Here is a 20,352-nt window from a genome sequence, read left to right as displayed (position 1 = left end):
GTACGCGACGACCCAACTCGGCAGGCTACTCGCGTTGACCTAGATCAAAGACCTTCGGCCCAGGCGTGGGCCGATGCGCCCCAAAGGGCAGCAACCTTGCTTTGAGCGACTTCAACAGGAGAGTAACAATGATCAGGTTATTTGCTCTTGCCTTCGCACTGGCGTTGGTGTCATCGGCGCAGGCCATGCCCCTGGTACCCCTCCAACGGCCGGACGCGATTATCATTCAAGTCCGCGAAGCGTGTGGACCGGGTATGCGCCGTACTGCGAATGGTGTTTGCATCAGAACTCCCACCCGACGTGCCGCCAGCAGGTGCGCTCGTGGAGTGACTTGCTAACCTCGCGCGGCCGCTCCTGAGTAACGCAACCCGGAACGGGCATGAGTTGACCTCTTCCGGCGACAGGCTCGACACGCTACGATCCAACCCTTCGTCCGGGAAGCGAACATGAGGCGGCGCGAATTCATCACGGTAGTCGGCGGTGCGGCGGTATGGCCCCTGGCGGTAGGCGCGCAGGAGCCCGAGCGGGTGCGGCGGGTCGGGGTGCTGATGAATCTCGCGCCCGACGACCCCGAGGGGCAGGTTCGGCTCAAGGTGTTTCTGCAGGCGCTGGAAAAGCAGGGTTGGGCCGAAGGCCGCAACCTGCGTGTCGACACGTGCTGGGGCGCCGGCAAAGCCGAGCGCTATCGCGGCTGCGCTGCCGAACTAATTGGCCTTGCGCCGGACGTCGTCCTTGCAGGTTCAGGTTCAACAATGCCAGCGCTGATGGATGCCACGCGCTCGCTCCCGATCGTATTCGTGCAGACCGTCGATCCCGTCGGTTCCGGCTATGTTGCGAGTCTCGCTAAACCTGACGGCAATGCCACCGGGTTTACCCAGTTTGAATACAAAATGGGCGGCAAGTGGCTCGAACTGCTGAAGCAGATTGCGCCTCACGTGAAGCGGGTGGCCATCTTGCGCGACTTGGCGACGAACGAGGGGCCAGCGCAGTTCGCAGCAGTCCAGTTGGCGGCACCGGGGCTGGGCATGGAGTCGGTCCCGATCGGAGTACGCGACGCTGGCGAAATTGAGCGGGGAATAACCGCCTTCGCGGCGAAGCCGGATGGCGGGTTGGTCATAACGGCAAGCGCTTACACCGCGGTCAATCGCGATGTGATCATTGCACTTGCGGCCCGCCACCGCTTGCCGGCGGTTTATCCATTTCGCTATCACGTGGTGAGCGGAGGCCTCGTCTCCTACGGGCCGGAGCCACACGAGTCCTATCAACGCGCTGCTGGATACGTGAACCGCATCTTGAAGGGTGAGAGACCGGGCGACCTGCCGGTGCAGGCAGCGACGTCGTTCGAGCTCGTGGTCAATCTCAAGACCGCGAAGGCACTCGGCCTCGTGATCCCTGAGTCGCTCGTTGCCCGTGCTGACGAGGTGATTGAATAGACCGGCCCACTTCTGGTGTTGGCCCTTCGCGACATTTCTCTGCGCTGCGAAATCCGGTCGCCATCGGGGCATAGCGGACATTGAGTAGGACGCACCGAAGCCGACGGTTGCTGCGTGCCTGAGTTGGCCCCGGCACGCCGTGATGCCGCCGCAATTCGCCGCTCCGGGTTGGTGCCGCTGATTGTATTGTTGCTGGCGCCGGGTTGCGGCGATGATGTCGAAGTGCTGACGACGACTGTTACCGTAGTGCCGCGGGTGCTGCACTGATCCTCACCGCCGACGCTCGCCGCCGGATTCCTCTCGGACGTACAGGCTGCGGCCTGCACGCTGGAAGCTAAAACGATACTAGGCCAAGCCACCTCCGCCTGGTTCAGGCGCTCCGGGCGCTAAGTTCCACCTTGGGGGAGCTTGGCTGGTCCATTTTCAGGGGCCGCGAGACCTAGTAGCTAGGGTCCACAGGTGGGGCCCCCTAAGCCTCCTGCCAGCCTGGGTTATTGGAAGGGTGAGGTTTGACCTCGACGGGTGCGGGCTCGACGAGGCTTGGTCGTTCCCAATCCCTTCTCGAATTGGCCACAGAGGCGCAACCATTTGGCCGCATCGCCGGTTCAAATTCCCGAGTCCCTGGTGACAAATTCAAGGGATCAAAATGCAGAAAGCCCGGGCTCAGAGCGCGATGCGGCCGCCCTTCCTGGCGCTCGCGTTCATCTTCGTGACAGCTGTCATCCTGCTTGCATTGCTCTTGCCGCCGCGCGCCAGTCACGCCCAAGGCATCGTGCGCGGCGCGCAGCAAGGAGCCTATGAAGGCAGCCGGGTTGCGGGCCCTATCGGCGGCATCGTCGGGGGCGCGGTCGGCGCTGGGGTCGGTGGCGCCGTGGGCGCGGTCAAGGGCGTGTTCGGCACGCCTTATTATCGCTCGCGGCATTCATGGAGCCCGAACCAATCAAGTGCGCCGCGCCAGCCCCGTAGCGTCGCACGTCGTGAGCCACGTGTTCCCACCGGCGAGGGTCAACCCGGCTCCACTCCACCTGCGCCCCAAGATCAGGCAGCCCCTCAAGCGGCGGCGCCCGCACGGCCCGCTGCCATTGCTTCCACCGCGCCGCCGGTTCAGGCAGCCCCTCAAGCGGCGGCGCCCGCAGGACCCGCTACCACTCCTTCCACCGCGCCGCCGGTCCAGCCACTGGAGTGAGCATTCTCATTTCAGGTCGCACGGGAAGCCGATCCTTCCGCCGGTGTACTTCTTCTCCATGGCTCACTCCGTGTCGAGGAGATGCGGCGACCGCGCACACGACGACCGACATGGTTGTGCGTGGCGGGACGGCGATCAGGTCACATGAGCCGCAACCGGCGACTGGTGCCGATGCCAAGCGGACGGCAGAAAAAGCCGGAGGCCGTCTCGCATCAGGGTCATCTCGGTGCCGGCGTCGGTGTTGCGGATCACCGGCGCGGAGTAGTCCGGGAAGACGTCGGGCGTCGGTGCGAGGTTGCCGACGTATCGATTGATCACGCGAAACAGGTTGATGATCGCGGCTTGGTTGGTCGTGATCGAATAGAGATTGCACATGGTGGTCGATGCGTACGCGGGCCGTTCGGCAGGCGGAGCGTTGATATTAGCCAGAATGCCCCGGGCAAGCCAAAGCAGACACCGAGTTGTCCTGCTGGCTATGTCTGGGTTCTGACCCGCCGCTGATGACCTCTTGCGCATTGAAAAGCTGATCTCGGCCAGAGTGCCCAGCGCCACCGCGAAGAGGAACGTGTAAATCCATCATCAATCGCTGCCCGGATGATTTGCTGCCTATGTAACGAGCGCGAGCAGCCTCGTACGCTTCTTTCGGTTCGATCGTCGCGACACCAAACCCAACCAGGACACGAAGTAAGCCAAGCACAAGGGCTACGATGGCTAGTACTCGGGCCAGTTTGCTGAAGAACATTGTCGCTTCGTCCGTTGGGCTGCGCTCAATTCGATCACCTTGTCGGCGAGCGCTAGTAGCTTGCAAATCGCATGGCTAGTCTCGCTCGCCCGGCCACCACGTTGACGGCGGATCGCTCGCCGTGATCTGGTGGCGCGCAGCGCCACCAGATGGCTGCGCTTGAACGGATAGCTGCGCACTTGCGAGCAGTCCTTGCACCGCATGTAACGCTCCGGTTCGTGAACCGACGGTGTTCTTCGGTCGCCGCACGACGTCAAGAGCAACAGTCTGGTCCGTGTCGCGCCGAGGCACTTCACCTCAAGGTACCGAAAACCCGCGTTGAGAGCGTCGCCGAGGGTGGGCGATAGCTGCGCCGGATCCTGAAAGCCAAGGATGCGCATCGTCGACGGCTCGCACGCGAGCCGGTCGGCTTTCCTGCGCGCTTCGGCTGCCCGCTCTGCGCCGCCCGGACTGATGCGCCGTAAATGGCCTCACGTGACTTGGTGCCCATTGCGAGAGGATGCGTCGGGCCGTCCAGGACAGGCAAGCCGCTACAGATCGCGGTGGACAACGCGAGGGGCACAACGCGCTACTACGCGGTGCTGGCCTGCCCGCAGGCTACCTATTGGCGCTTGCCGGTCGCGTCGAACATGTCGACCCAGTTTCGTTGCCACTGCTCTGCTAGCTTCATCCACACTTCGACCGGGTTCCCTGCCGCAACCGGACTTGCTGCGAGACCCGGCAAGGAGGTTAGTTTTGACAGCATAGCCGATGGTGACGCGGTCATCGGGTTCGGCAATTTGAGCTGCTCTTCCCAAGCGTCCATCATTTGGTCCATCGTTTTAACTTGGAGTTCGCTGACGCTTTTCAGCTGCGTGCGGGCGGCATCGACGATCTGCGCTGGCCACCCGAGTGTCTTCGCGGCCAGCGCCATTTGGTCGAGGACACGCTCGCCATTTTTCTGGTTTGTGTCGGCAATTTCGTTTCGCCACGTGACCAATGCCTTCAGGGCTGCGTTCGCGCCTTCGAGGGCCTCTTTGGTGAGCCCAGAGGTGGCCAGAGGATTGAAGACACGAGGTTTGGTCTCAAAGAAGGCGACAGACATGATCTATTCTCCTTGATTGAACTTCCTACCCTGTCGAACGCTTTCACCCAGGGCACCGCGAAAGCGCTTGATGCAGATCAAGCGAATGCTAGGTGATACAATCCCCGTCGCCGACCCGATCCCTACGAGGACGAAGCATTTACCGGCGGAAAACCGTTCTTGTCGGCCATTTCGAGGGTGACTTTCGCCATCTTCTTGCGGACCTCATACACCACGGCGTCGATCTTGCGCCGAACCGCCAGATCGTTGGAGCACCGCGCCGCCACGCCGCACCGATGCGAGAACAACCCCGGCAATGTCGTCGATGACCGCATCGAAATCCGCTCGGGGCACCAACTCGCGCTGCTTCTCGGCGATGCGGAGGCGAAGCAACGCCGCCCTAGCTTTTGCATGCTCAGCATCCGCCTCATTGCGCGGCGATTGCCGCCGCTCGCGCCGCAAGTAGATAGGCGACACGGCTCCGGTCGAGCGGGAAGCCGTCACCTTGTTGCTGGATGACGCCGTCGGCTTCGAGCTTACCGATGTAGGTCCGGGTGCAATCGAGAAGCCGGAAATGCCGGAAAATAAAGGCATTTTCCTTCCCTGCTGATTAAGTGGAAGGCGCGCCCGAAACGCTCTAGGCCCCGATAGGCCCTAGTTTCACTGTAAATGCACGCTGGCGCGGCCTGCTCGGCGGCCTCTAGCGCTGCCCCCGTTCGTGGCGGTTGCCTCGTCCTGCTGCCCTCGGCTTAAATGGGGCATGCATGGCCCCGACCGGCTTGGAGCCCGTTCCTTCACAACGGCTTCTGAATGCTGATGGCGGGCACCGGGCTCAACTCGCCGAGCACAGCGTAGTAGCGCGTGCACGACTGGGCATCAATCGGCTTGTCCTGCGCCCTCTGCATTGCCTGTGTCCACATCAGGTCAGTGTCCATCCCCGGCTCTTCCTTCTTCCACTTGACCACGACGGCCTTGATCATGACCTCGGCGCGTTCCATCTCCACGTCGTTGATGTACTTGACGGCGTAGCCCTCCCTGATCTGGTAGCAATAGCGAACAAGCGCATAAGCTGCGTAGGCGCGCCGGACCTGGCCGTGCGGCGAAGCCTCGTCAGCCTCTTCTGCTGCGCGGCGCTTAGCGGCTTCTGCCGCTGCAGTTCGTTCTTCTTCCGCCCGGATCGCCGCCACTTCAGCCTCGCGTCTGGCGCGCTGCTCTGCGGCAACCTTCTGTTCCGCTGCACGGATCGCAGCCGCATCGGCTTCGCGCTTAGCTTGCTCCTCCGCAGCGACCCGCCGTTTTTCCGCAGCGACCCGCTGTTCCTCCGCTTCACGCTTGGCTTGCTCCTCTGCGGCCGCGCGTAATTCGGCCTCGCGCTCTCTCGCTTTCCGACGCCGCTCCGCCTCTTCTTCCGCGAGGCGCTTGGCTGTCGCAGCCTGCCGCTCAGCTTCCGCCGCCTGTCGCGCCGTTTCCGCCTGCTGTTCCGTGACCACACGCGTGTCGGTGTCAGCTATTAGCTTCGCAAGGGTGGGGAAACACGCCCGCAATGTCTGATCGTCAGGTACGTAGTCTGCTAAACTACCCATCCGGGCTGGCATAAGAAGACCCTGCGATACCAAGATGCGTCCATCCGGTGCAGCCCAGCGGCCATTGGGGTTCTGGCGCGCAATCTCCGGCCACCCTTTGTCAAATTTTGACTTGGCTTCCTTCATCACGGCCTTCCTCGCCTCAAGGCCATTAGCGAACCTCGCGGTGCTGTAATCCTCAGCGGTCTCCTCGATCCATTTGATGATGAGAGAACCGAAGCCCCCGCAAGTGCCCTTAAGGGCCTCGGACGGTGGTGGCGCACTACGTTGCCGGGTTTGCGCAGGTTGAGCGTTTGAGATGCCCGGAACTGGCAATCCGCCAACGTTCGGCAAACCGAAAGGCTGAGCCTGAACTATGGCCGCAGTCATCGGAAATAGCACGGCACCAGCCGCAGTCAGCAAGCTGAGTTTCATGTTTGCTATCTTTCTGTTCGCAGCGTCTTGCGGCTCCTTTGCGATCTAGCCGGAGCAAATCCGCCGCCAAATCGGAGGCAAAAGCGGTGACCGCGAAAAAGTCGCTAGGCGGCCATTGCTGTTCTGTTTTGTGATCCGAGGCCGAATTTTTGCGAAATGCGGCCATCGGACGAGGGTAGCACGTGCGCCCCGTTCGAGTTTCCTAGCCACAGTAGGCTGCACCCGGGAAACGTGCGCGAATTGAGATAGATCAATGGATAAGGAGCCGGGGCATAGACGGCGACCACTCGTGGCAGCCGTGTTCAGGGTCCTTTGCGGGAGCGAGTTCGCGCGCCGGAACGCGCGACCGCACTCATCGAGGATATCTGCCGCAAGAAAATCCGTGGTTGCAGTTACAGGCGAAGGCGAACGTCCGCGATGGGCTGACAGCGACGAACTTTCCCTCCGTATGAAAATGACGCCATGGGTTAGGAGGAGACATTCCGAGGCGACCGATTGCCTGCTATATTCGGGGTTGGTACGTCACCGTGACCACGATTAGTCCCGTAGAAGTGCTGACCCTTTTAGGGGAGACAACAATGGGCGATTTGAATTCGGTGATTGTCCGCAAGGCCTACGAAGACTTTGCGGTAGGAAACATCCCCTCGGTTTTCGCGGTTTTCGACGCCGGCATCACATGGCACGTTCCCGGTCATAGTCCCCTATCAGGCGACTATACTGGTCATGATCAGGTCGGGGGCTTCTTTCAACGCACGATGGAGCTTTCGGGAGGCGCGTTCAGTATCGATGTGCACAATGTGCTGGCTGAAGACGATCTCGTTGTCGCCTTGGTTACCGTGAACGCAGAACGAAACGGGTTGTCCGCGTCGTTTCCGGAGATCCACGTTTGGCAGATGAAGAACGGAAAGGCGACCGGCTTCCGCGAGTATCAAGGCGATGAGCAGCGGGAGGACCGGTTCTGGTCTTGAGACGCCGTCGTCTCCTCGAGCGATATACGAGCACAAATTCGCAACCGGATTGAACCAGTCGCAAGTTTGGCATGGTCCGCTATCCCGCCGAAAGCGGAAGTGAGCCCACAGCATTGGGGCTACGGGTTCTAGCTAGCCGCCAGCCTCGTCCCTGTCCGGCCCGCAGGCAGCTTCGCCCACGGTCCTCTGGATGAAGGCAATGTCGACATCCCCAAGCATCAAGCGAGCCGGATCGATCGGAGGGGCCAACGGCGGATTTCTGAGCCGCCGCAAAAGCCAAGCGCGCAGCTCAAGCCTGTCGAGCCGCATCGCCGCCGACACGAACGCCATGAAAGACCGCTGCCGTTGCGCTTCGTCGAGCCGCGCCCAGCCTTCCATCGTCGCCTCGGCTAGATCAGTGCGCCGCATGTAGCGAGCATAATTCAGCAAAGGAAAGTCGAAAAACGAAAATTCCATATATGCTGAAAGGGTGCGGTCGCGCGGACCCCGCGTCTTCCGCAGGCCCCAGAGGACCCAGCCAAGCTTGCGAGGGGTCGCCCATCCTTCGACGCTGAAGCGTCTCGCGCGCCGACGCGTCAGCGGTTCGTCGTGGACCGTCCGACATTCCGGCCGCCCGCCGTCATAGACCGTCATTATGTTGCCGCCGGAAAACCGTAAGGTCTACTTCTTCCTGCCAAGCATGGAGCGCGCGCTATTGCAGACGGTCCTGACGGCAGCAGGATCATTCTTGGTAGCCTTCTCATAGACCGGATTGTCGTTCAGGAAATCATTGATCATCGGCTTCTCACCGTAGACCACCTTTTCCCAGCTGAAGCCTTGGCCCTCGATCACGGAGGTGGTCATTCCGCGAAGCTTGCCATCTTCCCCGCTGGTCAGGTTGCAGCGCTTCTGCGCGATCATGTAGGTCACGGCAGCCATGGCCGCATTGTTTTCCTGTTCGGTGTTTTGAGTGAACGCTGGTGTTGATGCCGCAAGGATCATGGCGATGGTAACGAACATGCGTTTCATGGGCTTATTTCCTTTTGAAAAAAGAAAGGGCAACCGACGAACCGCCCCTTGACATGTATCAAGACCCAAGCCGGGCCAAGTTAAGGATCAGCGCTGGTAGCGCTGACTTTGCCGACGGAGTAGGTTCTCCCCAGGGGGCGGCCTGCGGCGTCTGCGCAGGCTTGTGTAGGTAAAGCTACTTGTCACCTATGCGAATTTTACCGACGATGTCGAAATCCGCTCCATTGGGTCTAAGCACGAAAAAGTCACCCATGGCGATTGATGGCTCAAGAACAATGTTGGAGATGTTGAGATCGTGGGTGATCATCATCAAATTCGATGAGGAGCGATAGTTCCGAATGTCTTTCAAGACCTGCTCTTGGTTCAACTTGGCTTGGGTGTCGGATACAACGCCTGGCGGCATCAGATATTGGACAGGCGTCGCGCGACCGAATGCAAGCCTGCCGGTATCGATGCAACGGCAATAAGGGCTGGTCAGGACCTCCCCGACCTCAATGCCGTGAGCATGGAAGGCTTCTCCGATACGTTTGGCTTGATCTATGCCGCTGGACGAAAGGTTTATTTCCTCCGCACAGTTTCCGGGCGCGAGGTGCCCTATCCCCTCTCGCATATCGACGTGAGTGTGGCGCAGGAGGACGACCGTCCCACCCCGCTTTAACGCCGCCCAGATCTGCTCATCGTTGGCAAAGGCCCATCCCGCCGACTGCGTTAGTAAAGACGCAAAACAAAGGAGGACGAGGGCTATCCGGTTCGAACTTGTCAGCATTGGGTTGCAGATGCTTTTGGTTCAAGGAAAGTATAGCTGACGCCGAGTAAGACGCACTGTCTTCCCGCAACTGCAACCGGGGATTTTCTCGCAACAAATATCCTCGATAGGTGCAGTCGCGCGTACCCCGCGTTCATCGATCCGATTGGAAGGACCCCGGCCAAGAATGGTCGGGTGCAACTAGGTCACAGATGGTGACCGATGTTCCTTAGGAGTTTTCGCGTGGAGATAAGAGGCGGCTACGCTCCACCTCCCGGCAGCAGGGACTTGCCACGTCGCTCATCCATCAAAACGAGCACTCTTGATACAGATCATGTCCGAAACTTCCCGGAACGGTACGCTGCACATAAGAAGCGAGGGAGGTTCTACATGTCGTCGATCTCAAAAACACCTCGCGAAGAATGTCCTCGGTGTGGTTCTGGGTTAGTCCACCTCGAGTGGCATGAACGTGTCAATGCACGGGAAGTTCATGATCTTTGGCACTGCTGGAACTGCAAGAACGAATTTGTCACGGTCGTCACCTCCGACGAGAAGGAGCCGTCAGTCAGCGAGGTAACGGAGCAATTCTTTACGAGCCTTCTCGTCTGATCAATGACGCCTGAGCAGGTCGATCTCATAAGGAAATCGTTCGATGCGATGTGGCCGATGCATCGCGACATCGCCGACCTGTGTTACAGCCGGTTCTTCGAACTAGCCCCCGGTGCAAGAGACCTGTTCGCAGGCGACATGGAGCGACAGCGGATCAAGCTGATGGACATGATCGCGGCGCTGGTCGGCTCGCTCGACGAGCATCCGCTGTTCCAATCGCTGGTTACGAATTCAGGTCGCAGGCACGCCAGATTTGGCGTTCAGCCATCACAACATGTCGCAATGGGCGAGGCGTTGATCTGGAGCCTTGATTGCCGTTCGGTGTGTCGTTCACCCCGGAGCTGCGGGAAGCCTGTACGGCACTCTACGCCATAGTGCAGATCGAGATGCAGCGCGCGGCCGTAGAGATCTAGATCGTCAGGGAGGTTTCTGCTTAGCCCCAACAGGGACGCGAGAGCGGACGATCCGGGATCGCCGCTTTGGGCCAAAGACGATGACGTCCAGAACCAAACGGGAGTGCGGGTGTATCAGGAAAGACATCTTGACCCATTGATCCTTTCGACGACATCGCCTTTTTGGACCAGGGTTTGATCTAGCACAAGAAGCCTAGATGATTTCACCCTAATTTGGCTGTCTCTCAGTGCTTCATCAGAGGCTGCAATGATCATTGAGCGCTTATCCCGAGAGCATCGCAATGTTGAGACGCTGCTCGCCGTCCTCGAGCACGAACTAGAGATTTTCGATCGCGGGGACCGCCCTGACTATCAGGTCATTCGCGGGATTATCTACTATTTCGAACTCTATCCTGAGTTGTATCACCACCCGCTAGAAGAGTTGGTGTTTGCCAAGCTAAAACTTCGCGATCCCGCCGCGGCTGCAAAGGTCGGTGAGCTCACACTCGAGCACCAAAAAGCGGCTGAGCGTTTGCGCCGCGTTGGTCAAGCAGTCCATCGTGTCCTCGCGGATCGTGAAATCCCGCGCCAAAATGTGGACCAGGTCGTTCGCGATTTCATAGAGAGCGAGCGGCGTCACATTATGATGGAAGATCGTGATTTCTTTCCTGTCGCCCTCAAGGCTTTAGAGGCTCAAGATTGGACGGAGATCGCTTCGGCCTCAATCGATCCTGAGGATCCGCTGTTCCACGAGGCTGCCGAAGAAACCTTCAGCGCGCTACGAGCGCGCATTTTGCAGTTGGAACGAGAGGCTGAAGCCGCACGACATTAGTCGAGACTCGCACCCCGATAGCTCGACCTCACGGGACGGCAGGCAGCGCGCACCGGGAGCGGCGGCGCAAGGCGTCAGGGGCGAGGCCGCAGGAAGGGCCGTACAACGCGCGGGCTGCAGGACGCTGAGCCAGGCCGCGCCAGCGCACAGGCGGCCACGGGCCACGATCGCCAGAGGCGAAGGGCGTCCGTCCCCGCGAAGCGGGGCAGGATCAGTGCTCGAAAAGCTGGGGATCGCCTCAGCGCGCGGATCGCGACACAAATGACGATACAAAAGATCTATCTAATTGATTTATATATGCTTTTTATGACAATACTTTCCCTGCGCGATGGTTTACGGCTTACTTCGCGCTCTTCCCGGTGAGCGGGCTTTTTTGCCACCGTCATCCGCAAGAGGCGTTGGCCTCTCCACGAACTTTCCGCCAGCGTCGCGGCGTAAGAACCACACGACTTCGCCGTCCGCGCTGCGCATGCTCGTCGTTCGCGCGCTTCGCGTCCACCGCATCCCACACCACGTTCGTGACGATCGCGATCCGCCCCTCTTACCGGGTGGGATGCGCTATTAGACCACTGATTTGGGGTCGGAGGGGAAGCACAATATTTTTGCCGCGCGCACTTGCCTCGTCGGGCAAATCAGTGAGTGAGACGGGAGGTGACACGACAGTAGCAGGCAGCCACGCCATTGCCGTGTCACTTGGTCTCTCGCCCGCGCGAATTATCTCTTTTGCGCGATGCGACGTGCGGGCAGCCCGCCGCCCGCGCGCGAAGACACCGCTGCGGAGCGAGAGCCAGCAGTGCTCTCATCTTCGGCAATCAATTTCTCCAACGCCCTGCGGTCGACCTTGCTCAGCGCATTGCGCGGCAACGCATCGATCACCCGAAGACCTTCAGGTACCTTGAAGGGCGCAAGGCGTTTCCCCACATTTTGAAGAATCTCGGCGACAATACGTTCGTTGGCGCCCTCCGTGAGCCTGACAAAACCGAATACGCGCTGGCCGAGCACCGGATCGGGCTTGCCGACGACAGCCGCCTCCACCACGGCCGGATGGCAGGCTACCAATGCTTCCTCCACCTCCGCAGGCGAGATATTGGTGCCGCCACGAATGATGATGTCCTTCTTGCGCGATACGAACCAGAGCTCATCGCCGTGCCCGCGTCTCATGAGGTCGCCGGTATGATACCAGCCGTCCTTGAGGCTTTGGGCAGTCGCCGCCGGATCGTTCCAGTAACCGACGAAAACATTCTTGCCGCGGATCAGGAGTTCGCCGATCTCACCGTGCGCAACGTCGACGCCGTACTCGTCGACAAGCCGGATCTGGGCGTCCTTGGTGATGCGAACCACGGGTCCGGGTTGCCGTCCATAGGTCAACTGGCCTACCACCTCGGTGGACGCCCAGACATTATAGAGAGGCGCTCCCAACGCTGCCGAGACCCGATTCTGCAGATCGACCGGACAAGTGTCGGCTCCGGTCAGGCAAATCCGGAGCGACGACACGTCGCGGGGCCTTGCCTGCTGCGCCTCGAGCAACCCTGCATATTGGTAGGGGAAGCCGAGCAGCCATGTCGCCCGATAGCGTTCGATACTGTCAAGGATCCCGTCGGGATCTGCCGTCTGGAGCATGACAAAGGGCAGGCCTGCCTGGACAAAGCTCAGCGAGCAGAAGAGGCCGCTGCCATGGGCCAACTGCAACGGCGAAATGATGACGTCGTTCGCCGAGAAGTCAAAATGCTTACCAAGAAGAGGCGTCATTGCAGCAAGCGTATCCTGCGTATGCATGACGAATTTGGGCTGGCCGGTGCTTCCGGAGGTATTGATCAGCACCGCGGGCTCACTTGAGGGGGGAATAGGCAGCTCCGCACCCGCGAATTGTTGCAGAACCTCCCACGGCTGCACGCCATGCGTTCCGTCGGCGTCATCAAGGATGACGCGTCTCTCGTGAGGAAGGATCGCGGCATCGACCGCCTCAACATTGGGGTAGAGAGAGGATTGGCCGATATAGAGCGCGGGCTGCAGTCGCTGCAGCATCGGCGCGAGCTCGGCAAACCTAAACGCAGTGCGAAGCGGCGCCGCAATCGCGCCCAGCCTGAAACATGCATAATAGGCAACCAGCATTTCGGGCCGGTTCATCATATGCAGCACAACGCGGTCGCCGGCCTTGACACCGATTGCCGCAAGTCCTCGCGCAACACACTCGGATTCGTGAGCAAGCCTATGGTAGGTCCACACGCGTTCTTGAAAGGTGAAGGCCGCGCCTTGGGGCCGAGACTTTGCCTGTTGCATCAAGACTTCGGTCGGGCGCACCATATTGGGAATCTCCTATGTGACGAGGAGACTCCAAGCTGCGCAGGTCCCGTTACCGAGCGATTTCAGTTCGCGAAAAATTATTGCATCTGTAAGACATGCGATGTCACTTCGATGTTAGAGCCGGACGAAGGCTGGGGTGGGTCTGTTAAGGCCCGAGCCCACCAAGCTCGAAAAGCGGAACATATCCGTGATCACGTGCGACTATCGGTTTTGCGGCCGAAGCCGGGCATCCAAGTTCCGGCAGACAAAAGCTGCCGCCTCTCATCCGACCTCCGGCATCCGCTCAATCAACTTGTCGAGCGTGATCGGATACTCGCGCACGCGGATGCCCGTCGCATTATAGACCGCATTGGCGACCGCCGCGGCGGCGCCGCAGATGCCGAGCTCGCCGACACCCTTGGCCTTCATCGGCGATGACATCGGATCGGTCTCGTCGAGAAAGATCATGTCCAGATGCGGGATGTCGGCATGCACAGGCACCTCGTAGCCGGCGAGGTCGTGGTTGACGAAGAAGCCGTGACGCTTGTCGACCACGAGAGCCTCCATCAGCGCCGCGCCAACGCCCATCGTCATCGCACCGATCACCTGGCTGCGCGCCGCCTTCGGATTCAGGATGCGGCCGGCGGCACAGACCGCGAGCATGCGCCGCACGCGGATCTCGGCCGTCGCAGCGTCAACGCCGACCTCAACAAAATGCGCGCCGAATGTCGATTGCTGATAGGTCTTGGCGAGGTCGCCATACTCGATCGCATCTTCCGCCATGATGCCGCCCTCGCCGGCCGCCTGCGCCAGCGGCACGCTGCGATTGCCCGAGCTGACCACGCCGTCGGAAAACGCCGCCTCGGCGGAGTTGAAGCCGAGCTTCTGCGCGATGGTCTCGCGCAGCTTCATGCAGGCGGCATAGACGCCGGCGGTGGAATTGTTGCCGCCCCACTGGCCGCCGGATCCACAGGAGACCGGGAAGTCGGAGTCGCCGAGCCGAACGATCACTTTCTCCAGCGGCACGCCCATCATCTCGGCCGCCGTCTGCGCGATGATGGTGTAGGAGCCGGTGCCGATATCAGTCATATCGGTTTCGACCGTCACCGCCCCGCTCTGGTCGAGGCGCACGCGCGCCGCCGATTTCGTCACCAGGTTGTTGCGGAAGGCGGCTGCGATGCCCATGCCGACCAGCCAGCCTCCATCACGGACCTGGCCGGGCTGCGGGTTGCGCCGGCTCCAGCCGAAGCGTTCGGCGCCCTCGCGCATGCACTCCACGAGCTGACGCTGCGAGAACCGCCGCTCCGGATGTTCCGGATCGACCTGTGTGTCGTTGTTGATGCGCAGCGCAACCGGATCCATGCCGAGCTTTTCGGCGAGTTCGTCGATCGCGACCTCGAGCGCCATCATGCCCGAGGCCTCCCCCGGAGCGCGCATGGCATTGCCTTCGGGCAGGTCGAGCTCCGAAAGCCGCATCGCGCTCATCCGATTGGCGCCCGCATAGAGCAGCCTCGTCTGGCTGACGGCCGTCTCTGGCTCGCCGCCCTTGACGTTGCCGGACCAGCTTTCATGGCCGATCGCGGTAATCCTGCCGTCGCGTTCGGCGCCGATGCGAATGCGCTGGATCGTGGCCGGCCGGTGTGTGGTGTTGTTGAACATTAGTGGGCGTTGCAGCGCCACCTTGACCGAGCGCCCGGCGGCGCGCGCGCCGAGGGCTGCGAGCAGCACATCGGCCCGCAGAAACAGTTTGCCGCCGAAACCACCGCCGATATAGGGCGATATCAGGCGAACATTCTCCTTGGGGATTCCGAGCGTCTTCGCCATGTCGTCGGCGCCCCAGGCGATCATCTGGTTGGAGGTCCATAGCGTCACTCGGTCGCCGTCCCACGCCGCGATCGTGGCATGCGGCTCCATCATGGCATGCGCCTGATCGGGCGTCGTGTAGGTCGCGTCGAGTTGCACCGGTGCCGCGGCGAAGGCCGAGGCGAAATCGCCGACGGCGGTGTCGGCCGGGCCGCCAAACTGAGGCTTGGGGGTGCTGGCCGTGTCGAGGATCGCGGCGAGATCGAATTTGCCGTCGGCCTTCACGTAATCGACGCGAACAAGCTGCGCCGCGGCGCGCGCCCGCTCAAAACTGTCCGCTACGACGATGGCGACCGCCTGGTGATAATGCGCGATCTCCGGTCCGCCGAGCAGCGGCGCCGCATTCCGCTCCCCCTTCTCCAGCCTGCCCGCATTGTCAGCCGTAACGATCGCGAGCACGCCGGGCGCCGCCTTTGCCGCCTCGAGGTCGATCGCGGCGATCCGCCCTTTGGCGATCGAGGAGCCGATCACATAGCCGTAGGCCTGGTTCGGCGCGACATCGTGCCGCTCATAGGCATAGGACGCGGTGCCTGTGGTCTTCAGCGGCCCCTCGATCCGGCTGGTCGGATGGCCGATCACCTTGAGCTGGTCGATCGGATTGAAGGTGGCGGGATGTTCGAATCGCATGGTCTAGGCCCTTGCTTCGCGCAGCACAGCCGACAGCGTTCGTTCGGCGAGCAGCAACTTGAATGCGTTGTCCTGTGTCGGCTTGGCGTCGGCGAACAGGCGCGCAGCCACGGCCTTGCCGCCACGCGGCAACTCCGCCTCGGCCGCCTCGACGCGCCACGGCTTGGGCGCGACGCCACCGAGCGCGACCCGGCCCGAGCCGTCGCGCTGCACGATCGCGGCGACCGAAACCAGCGCGAAGGCATAGGAGGCGCGGTCGCGGACCTTTCGGTAGGCCTGTGCGCCGCCGACCGGCTTCGGCAGCAAAACGGCGGTGATCAGATCGCCAGGCTGCAGCGCGGTCTCGATCTCCGGGGTGTCTCCTGGCAGGCGATGGAGTTCAGCAATCGGGAGGCTTCGCGTGGTGCCGTCGGCCTTCACTGTTTCCACCGTCGCATCGAGCGCGCGCATCGCGACCGCCATGTCGCTCGGATGGGTCGCGATGCAGGCGTCGCTCGCGCCGATCACCGCGTGCTGGCGGCTGAAGCCGCCGATCGCCGCGCAGCCGCTGCCGGGGTTGCGCTTGTTGCAGGGCATGTTGGTGTCATAGAAATAGGGACAGCGTGTCCGCTGCAACAGATTGCCTGCCGTCGTCGCCTTGTTGCGCAACTGGCCGGACGCGCCGGCGAGCAGCGCTCGCGACAGCACGCCATAGTCGCGGCGCACGCGCGCATCCGCCGCCAGATCGGTGTTGCGCACCAGCGCACCGATCCGCAGGCCGCCATCCGGCGTCGGCTCGATCCTATCGAGCGCGAGACCATTGACGTCGATCAGATGCGCCGGCGTCTCGATCTCGAGCTTCATCAGGTCGAGCAGGTTGGTTCCGCCGGCAATGAACTTGGCGCCGGTGGTGCGTGCGGCCACGCCGGCGGCTTCGGCGGGAGAGTGTGCCCGCTCGTAGGTAAAGGATCTCATGCGCTCCTCCCGGCGACCTCGCTAATCGCTTCCGCAATGTTGGAATAGGCCCCGCAGCGGCAGATGTTGCCGCTCATGCGCTCGCGAAGTTCGGCATTGGTCAAACGCAGTGGCGCGTTGAGGTCATCAGTCACGTGGCTTGGGATGCCTGCCTTGATCTCGTCGAGCACGGCAACCGCCGAGCAAATCTGGCCAGGCGTGCAATAGCCGCATTGATAGCCGTCATGCTTGACGAAGGCGGCCTGCATCGGATGCAACGTGTCCGGCTTGCCCAGTCCCTCGATCGTCGTGATCTCGTCGCCCTCGTGCATGACCGCGAGCGTCAGGCACGAATTGATCCGCCTTCCATCGACGATGACGGTGCATGCGCCACACTGGCCGTGGTCACAGCCCTTCTTGGTGCCGGTCAAATGCAGGTGCTCGCGCAGCGCGTCGAGCAATGTGGTTCTTGTATCGAGTTCGAGCGCGTGCGTCTTGCCGTTCACGTCAAAGGATACTCTGGTCATCATGGGCGCTCCGGTCGGCGCATATTGATCGGCCGCGACTGAGGGCGCAGGCCGCATTGCGGACGCGCCAAGCGAGGCGGCTCCCACAATCAACAAATGGCGCCGCGATAGTTCCAAACGACCGGATATTTGCATGCCGCTCTCCTCATGCACTCCATGGGAACCGAGCACCAACCCGACGGCGATGAGCGGCCGAACTCGGCATGGATGATTAACCGGAATCATGAATGCCCCGAGAGGCGGATTGTTTCTGATGCGATGCTAAACAATTCGCGAGGCTGTATGAGCCAAGAGATGACCTGCATGAGCGAAGCGACATGTGGGATCGCGGCGACTCGAGCCCCGGATGTCGCGGCCCCTGTCCGGGCTGCGCACGCTGATCCGGGGTTGATGCCATTTGCGGAATATTTTCTTACGAGTTCGCGGCCCGCGCGACCAACCGTCCGCCTGCCCCCGAATGGTAAATTCCGGTTAACTGGCCTGCGTCGTACTCATGCACGCCTGAGAGGAAAAGCTGCCCGGAATACTTGGGGCATGCAGCGGATCATGTAGGATACGGGCACGACCTTAACCGGCGGCGGCGACGCCGCCCGCCCAGGGACCATGTGATGACTGCGCATGTGATCGTGACCGATGAAGGCGCCACGCGCCTGATCAAGCTGCGTCGGCCGGAAAAGAAGAACGCGATCACCCAGGATATGTATCGCGCGATGAGCGACGCGATCGACAAGGCGCAGAACAATCCCAAGATCCGCTGCCTTATCGTCACCGGCGGCTCCGGCGTGTTCACCGCGGGCAACGATATCGAGGACCTCCTGAACGAGGGCTCCTCGCAAGGCGATCCGCCGCGCGTCTCCAACCTGGTCAAGTTCCTCTATTCGCTTGCCCACAACGTCAAGCCGATCATCGCGGCCGTCGACGGCGTTGCGATTGGCATCGGCACGACCATGCTGTTCCACTGCGATTACGTGCTCGCCACCAAAACAGCGCTGTTCTCGACCCCGTTCAGCAATTTCGGCCTCGTGCCCGAGGGCGCCTCCAGCCTGCTGATGCCCCGTAGCATGGGCCACCAGCGGGCATTTGCGATGCTGGTGATGGGTCGCACCATGACGGCCGACGACGCGCGTGTCGCCGGCTTCGTCAACACGGTGGTGGCGCCGGGCCATGCCGAGGTCGAGGCGCACAAGGTGGCGCGTGAGATTTGCACGCTGCCGGCGGAGGCGGTCGCGATCTCGCGTCGCCTGATCAGGCTGCCGCCCGAGGATGTCACCCGCCGGATCGACCAGGAAAACCACTTGTTCACCGAGCGCATGCGCTCGAGCGACGCCGTCTCCGCCTTCAGGGCGTTCATTGCGCGCACGAAGGAGTGAACAGCCGCGTCGCAAAAATGTTGCGCCGCCGCCCGAAGGTCGCCTGATGAGACGCTCCCGCCTTTCGCTTGTCGCCGCCGCGATGCTGTCACTTGCCGGCCCCTGCCTGGCGCAGACCGCGGCACCCGTCGATTTGCGCATTCTCGCGATCAACGACTTTCACGGCTATTTGCGGCCGCCGCCGGGCGGCATCCGCATCACCGATCCCGAGGACAGGACCAAGAAGATCGTGGTGCCCGCCGGGGGCTCCGAGCGCATGGCAACCCTCGTCAAGCAACTGCGCGAAGGGCACAAGAACAATATCTTCGTCGCCGCCGGCGACCTGATCGGCGCGAGCCCGTTCCTGTCGGCGATGTTCCACGACGAGCCTACCATCGAGTCGCTGTCGATGATGGGGCTCGCGATCTCCTCGGTCGGCAATCACGAGTTCGACGAGGGCAAGGACGAACTGCTGCGGATGCAGAACGGTGGCTGCAATCCGGTCGACAAATGCCAGGGACCGCATCCCTTCACAGGAGCCAAATTCCGCTATCTCGCCGCCAGCACGATCGAGAAGGCCACCGGCACGACGCTGTTCCCACCTTACGAGATCAAGGAGTTCGACGGCATTCCGGTCGCCTTCATCGGGCTGACGCTAAAAAACACGCCGAACCTGGTCTCGCCGGTCGGCGTCGCGAACCTCGAATTCCGCGACGAGGCCGAGACCGTCAACGCGCTGGTCCCCGAACTGAAGGCGCGCGGCGTCGAGGCGATCGTTGTGCTGATTCACGAGGGCGGCTTCCCGACCGGCGACTACAATGAATGCCCTGGCATCTCCGGACCGATCGTCGACATCGTGAAGAAATTCGATCGCGCCGTAGACATCGTGGTTTCCGGCCACACCCATCAGGCCTATGTCTGCGAGATCGACGGACGGCTCGTCACCTCGGCCGACAAATACGGCACGCTGGTCACCGCGATCGACGTCCAGCTCGATCCCAGGACGCGCGACGTAATCAGCGCCAAGGCTGCCAACACCATCGTGCGCGTTGCCACCACGGCCAAGGATCCCGAGCAGAGTGCGCTGCTCGAAGCGTATGACCGGCTGGCGGCGCCGCTCGCCAACCGCCCCGCAGGCGCGGTGATGGAAACGCTGTCGCGCACGCCGAACGAGGCCGGCGAAAGCTCGCTCGGCGATATCGTTGCCGACGCGCAACTCGCCGCAACCGCCGCCGCGGCGACGGGCGGCGCGGTGATCGCCTTCACCAATCCGGGCGGCGTGCGCACCGACATCGTCAGGCGCGAGGATGGCGCGGTCACCTATGCCGATATCTTCGCAAGCCAGCCGTTCCGCAACCAGCTCGTGACCATGACGCTGACGGGAAGGCAGTTGAAGGAGATGCTCGAGCAGCAATGGACCGATCCGAAGCGGGCACGCGTCCTGCAAGTCTCCAAGGGCTTTGCCTATGCGTGGGACGCCGCCAAGCCGGACGGAGATCGCATCATCGCGGAAAGAATGTGGCTCGAGGGCAAGCCGATCGATCCGGCCGCGAATTATCGTGTCACCGTGAACAACTACCTCGCGGAAGGCGGTGACGGCTTCACGGTGTTCACGCAAGGGACGGCGCAGCGGTTCGGCGTCTACGACGTCGATGCGCTTTTCGCCTATTTCAAAGACAACAGCCCGGTCGGACCGACCGCGGGCCAGCGCATCCAGCGGATCAATTGACGTTTCAGAATGTTGTACTTCACGTGATTTCGTCGCGCGAAGCGGTTTCCACTCGCCGCCAAAAAG

At 61.7% G+C, this 20,352-nt stretch carries 16 protein-coding genes and 3 pseudogenes; 7 read left to right on the top strand and 12 right to left on the bottom strand.

Translation table 11 applies throughout. The annotated features are described in order from the left end of the window. The first annotated feature begins 548 nt into the window (after positions 1 to 548). Both JQ553_RS13615 and JQ553_RS13610 read left to right on the top strand, forming a co-directional pair. Entirely contained in the window at positions 549 to 1,433 is an 885-nt protein-coding gene (locus tag JQ553_RS13615; protein ID WP_212500484.1) for an ABC transporter substrate-binding protein, read from the top strand. 646 nt (positions 1,434 to 2,079) lie between these two features. Beyond that, positions 2,080 to 2,346 (top strand): annotated as a pseudogene (locus JQ553_RS13610) (hypothetical protein); the annotation flags it as partial. A gap of 471 nt (positions 2,347 to 2,817) precedes the next feature. Here JQ553_RS13610 and JQ553_RS13605 read toward each other — a convergent pair. The 5 genes and pseudogenes from JQ553_RS13605 to JQ553_RS13590 all read right to left on the bottom strand — a co-directional run. Continuing rightward, positions 2,818 to 2,994 (bottom strand): annotated as a pseudogene (locus JQ553_RS13605) (SOS response-associated peptidase); the annotation flags it as partial. A gap of 442 nt (positions 2,995 to 3,436) precedes the next feature. Further along, a pseudogene (locus JQ553_RS35260) lies at positions 3,437 to 3,851 on the bottom strand (hypothetical protein). A 111-nt stretch (positions 3,852 to 3,962) separates the two neighbouring features. Further along, positions 3,963 to 4,445: a hypothetical protein gene (locus JQ553_RS13600; protein ID WP_212500483.1), complete on the bottom strand. Its 483-nt coding sequence runs from the start codon at positions 4,443 to 4,445 to the stop codon at positions 3,963 to 3,965. A gap of 122 nt (positions 4,446 to 4,567) precedes the next feature. Beyond that, complete coding sequence (locus tag JQ553_RS13595; protein ID WP_212500482.1) at positions 4,568 to 4,759, bottom strand: hypothetical protein; 192 nt, start codon at positions 4,757 to 4,759, stop codon at positions 4,568 to 4,570. 459 nt (positions 4,760 to 5,218) lie between these two features. Continuing rightward, positions 5,219 to 6,421 (bottom strand): hypothetical protein, encoded by a 1,203-nt coding sequence (locus JQ553_RS13590; protein WP_212500481.1) that lies wholly within the window; start codon positions 6,419 to 6,421, stop codon positions 5,219 to 5,221. Between the two features lie 578 nt (positions 6,422 to 6,999). On the opposite strand from JQ553_RS13590, the gene JQ553_RS13585 reads away from it, so the two are divergent. Continuing rightward, on the top strand, positions 7,000 to 7,389 hold the full coding sequence (locus tag JQ553_RS13585; RefSeq protein ID WP_212500480.1) for a nuclear transport factor 2 family protein: 390 nt from the start codon (positions 7,000 to 7,002) through the stop codon (positions 7,387 to 7,389). Between the two features lie 132 nt (positions 7,390 to 7,521). On the opposite strand, the gene JQ553_RS13580 is transcribed toward JQ553_RS13585, so the two are convergent. The 3 genes from JQ553_RS13580 to JQ553_RS13570 form a co-directional block, all read right to left on the bottom strand. Continuing rightward, on the bottom strand, positions 7,522 to 7,797 hold the full coding sequence (locus tag JQ553_RS13580) for a hypothetical protein (protein WP_212500479.1): 276 nt from the start codon (positions 7,795 to 7,797) through the stop codon (positions 7,522 to 7,524). Positions 7,798 to 8,049: 252 nt separating this feature from the next. Next, a complete protein-coding gene (locus JQ553_RS13575) occupies positions 8,050 to 8,397 on the bottom strand; it encodes a hypothetical protein (RefSeq protein ID WP_212500478.1) in 348 nt (115 codons plus the stop codon). 175 nt (positions 8,398 to 8,572) lie between these two features. Continuing rightward, the gene (locus JQ553_RS13570; protein WP_212500477.1) at positions 8,573 to 9,163 is read right to left on the bottom strand and encodes a histidine phosphatase family protein; all 591 of its coding nucleotides are present in this window, start codon (positions 9,161 to 9,163) and stop codon (positions 8,573 to 8,575) included. Between the two features lie 591 nt (positions 9,164 to 9,754). On the opposite strand from JQ553_RS13570, the gene JQ553_RS13565 reads away from it, so the two are divergent. Both JQ553_RS13565 and JQ553_RS13560 read left to right on the top strand, forming a co-directional pair. Continuing rightward, positions 9,755 to 10,126: a globin domain-containing protein gene (locus JQ553_RS13565; RefSeq protein WP_249144269.1), complete on the top strand. Its 372-nt coding sequence runs from the start codon at positions 9,755 to 9,757 to the stop codon at positions 10,124 to 10,126. A 285-nt stretch (positions 10,127 to 10,411) separates the two neighbouring features. Further along, complete coding sequence (locus JQ553_RS13560; protein ID WP_212500476.1) at positions 10,412 to 10,975, top strand: hemerythrin domain-containing protein; 564 nt, start codon at positions 10,412 to 10,414, stop codon at positions 10,973 to 10,975. A gap of 714 nt (positions 10,976 to 11,689) precedes the next feature. Here the strand turns inward: JQ553_RS13560 and JQ553_RS13555 are convergent. From JQ553_RS13555 to paoA, 4 genes are all read right to left on the bottom strand, one after another. Beyond that, positions 11,690 to 13,279: a class I adenylate-forming enzyme family protein gene (locus JQ553_RS13555; RefSeq protein ID WP_212500475.1), complete on the bottom strand. Its 1,590-nt coding sequence runs from the start codon at positions 13,277 to 13,279 to the stop codon at positions 11,690 to 11,692. A 261-nt stretch (positions 13,280 to 13,540) separates the two neighbouring features. Next, positions 13,541 to 15,748: an aldehyde oxidoreductase molybdenum-binding subunit PaoC gene (gene paoC / locus JQ553_RS13550; RefSeq protein ID WP_212500474.1), complete on the bottom strand. Its 2,208-nt coding sequence runs from the start codon at positions 15,746 to 15,748 to the stop codon at positions 13,541 to 13,543. A gap of 3 nt (positions 15,749 to 15,751) precedes the next feature. Then, on the bottom strand, positions 15,752 to 16,702 hold the full coding sequence (locus JQ553_RS13545) for a xanthine dehydrogenase family protein subunit M (protein ID WP_212500473.1): 951 nt from the start codon (positions 16,700 to 16,702) through the stop codon (positions 15,752 to 15,754). Next, positions 16,699 to 17,343: an aldehyde dehydrogenase iron-sulfur subunit PaoA gene (paoA, locus tag JQ553_RS13540; protein ID WP_212500472.1), complete on the bottom strand. Its 645-nt coding sequence runs from the start codon at positions 17,341 to 17,343 to the stop codon at positions 16,699 to 16,701. The genes JQ553_RS13545 and paoA overlap by 4 nt, the downstream gene beginning before the upstream one ends. Positions 17,344 to 17,816: 473 nt before the next feature. Between paoA and JQ553_RS13535 the strand changes: the two genes are divergently transcribed. After that, positions 17,817 to 18,578, top strand: a complete 762-nt coding sequence (locus JQ553_RS13535; protein ID WP_212500471.1) for an enoyl-CoA hydratase-related protein — start codon at positions 17,817 to 17,819, stop codon at positions 18,576 to 18,578. A 46-nt stretch (positions 18,579 to 18,624) separates the two neighbouring features. Further along, positions 18,625 to 20,286: a bifunctional UDP-sugar hydrolase/5'-nucleotidase gene (locus JQ553_RS13530; protein ID WP_212500470.1), complete on the top strand. Its 1,662-nt coding sequence runs from the start codon at positions 18,625 to 18,627 to the stop codon at positions 20,284 to 20,286. Positions 20,287 to 20,352 lie beyond the last annotated feature (66 nt).

The sequence above is a fragment of the Bradyrhizobium lablabi genome, assembly GCF_018131005.1.
GTDB lineage: Bacteria > Pseudomonadota > Alphaproteobacteria > Rhizobiales > Xanthobacteraceae > Bradyrhizobium > Bradyrhizobium lablabi_D.
The sequence above is the reverse complement of the archived record's forward strand: the minus strand, read 5'-3'. Positions and strand labels throughout refer to the sequence as shown.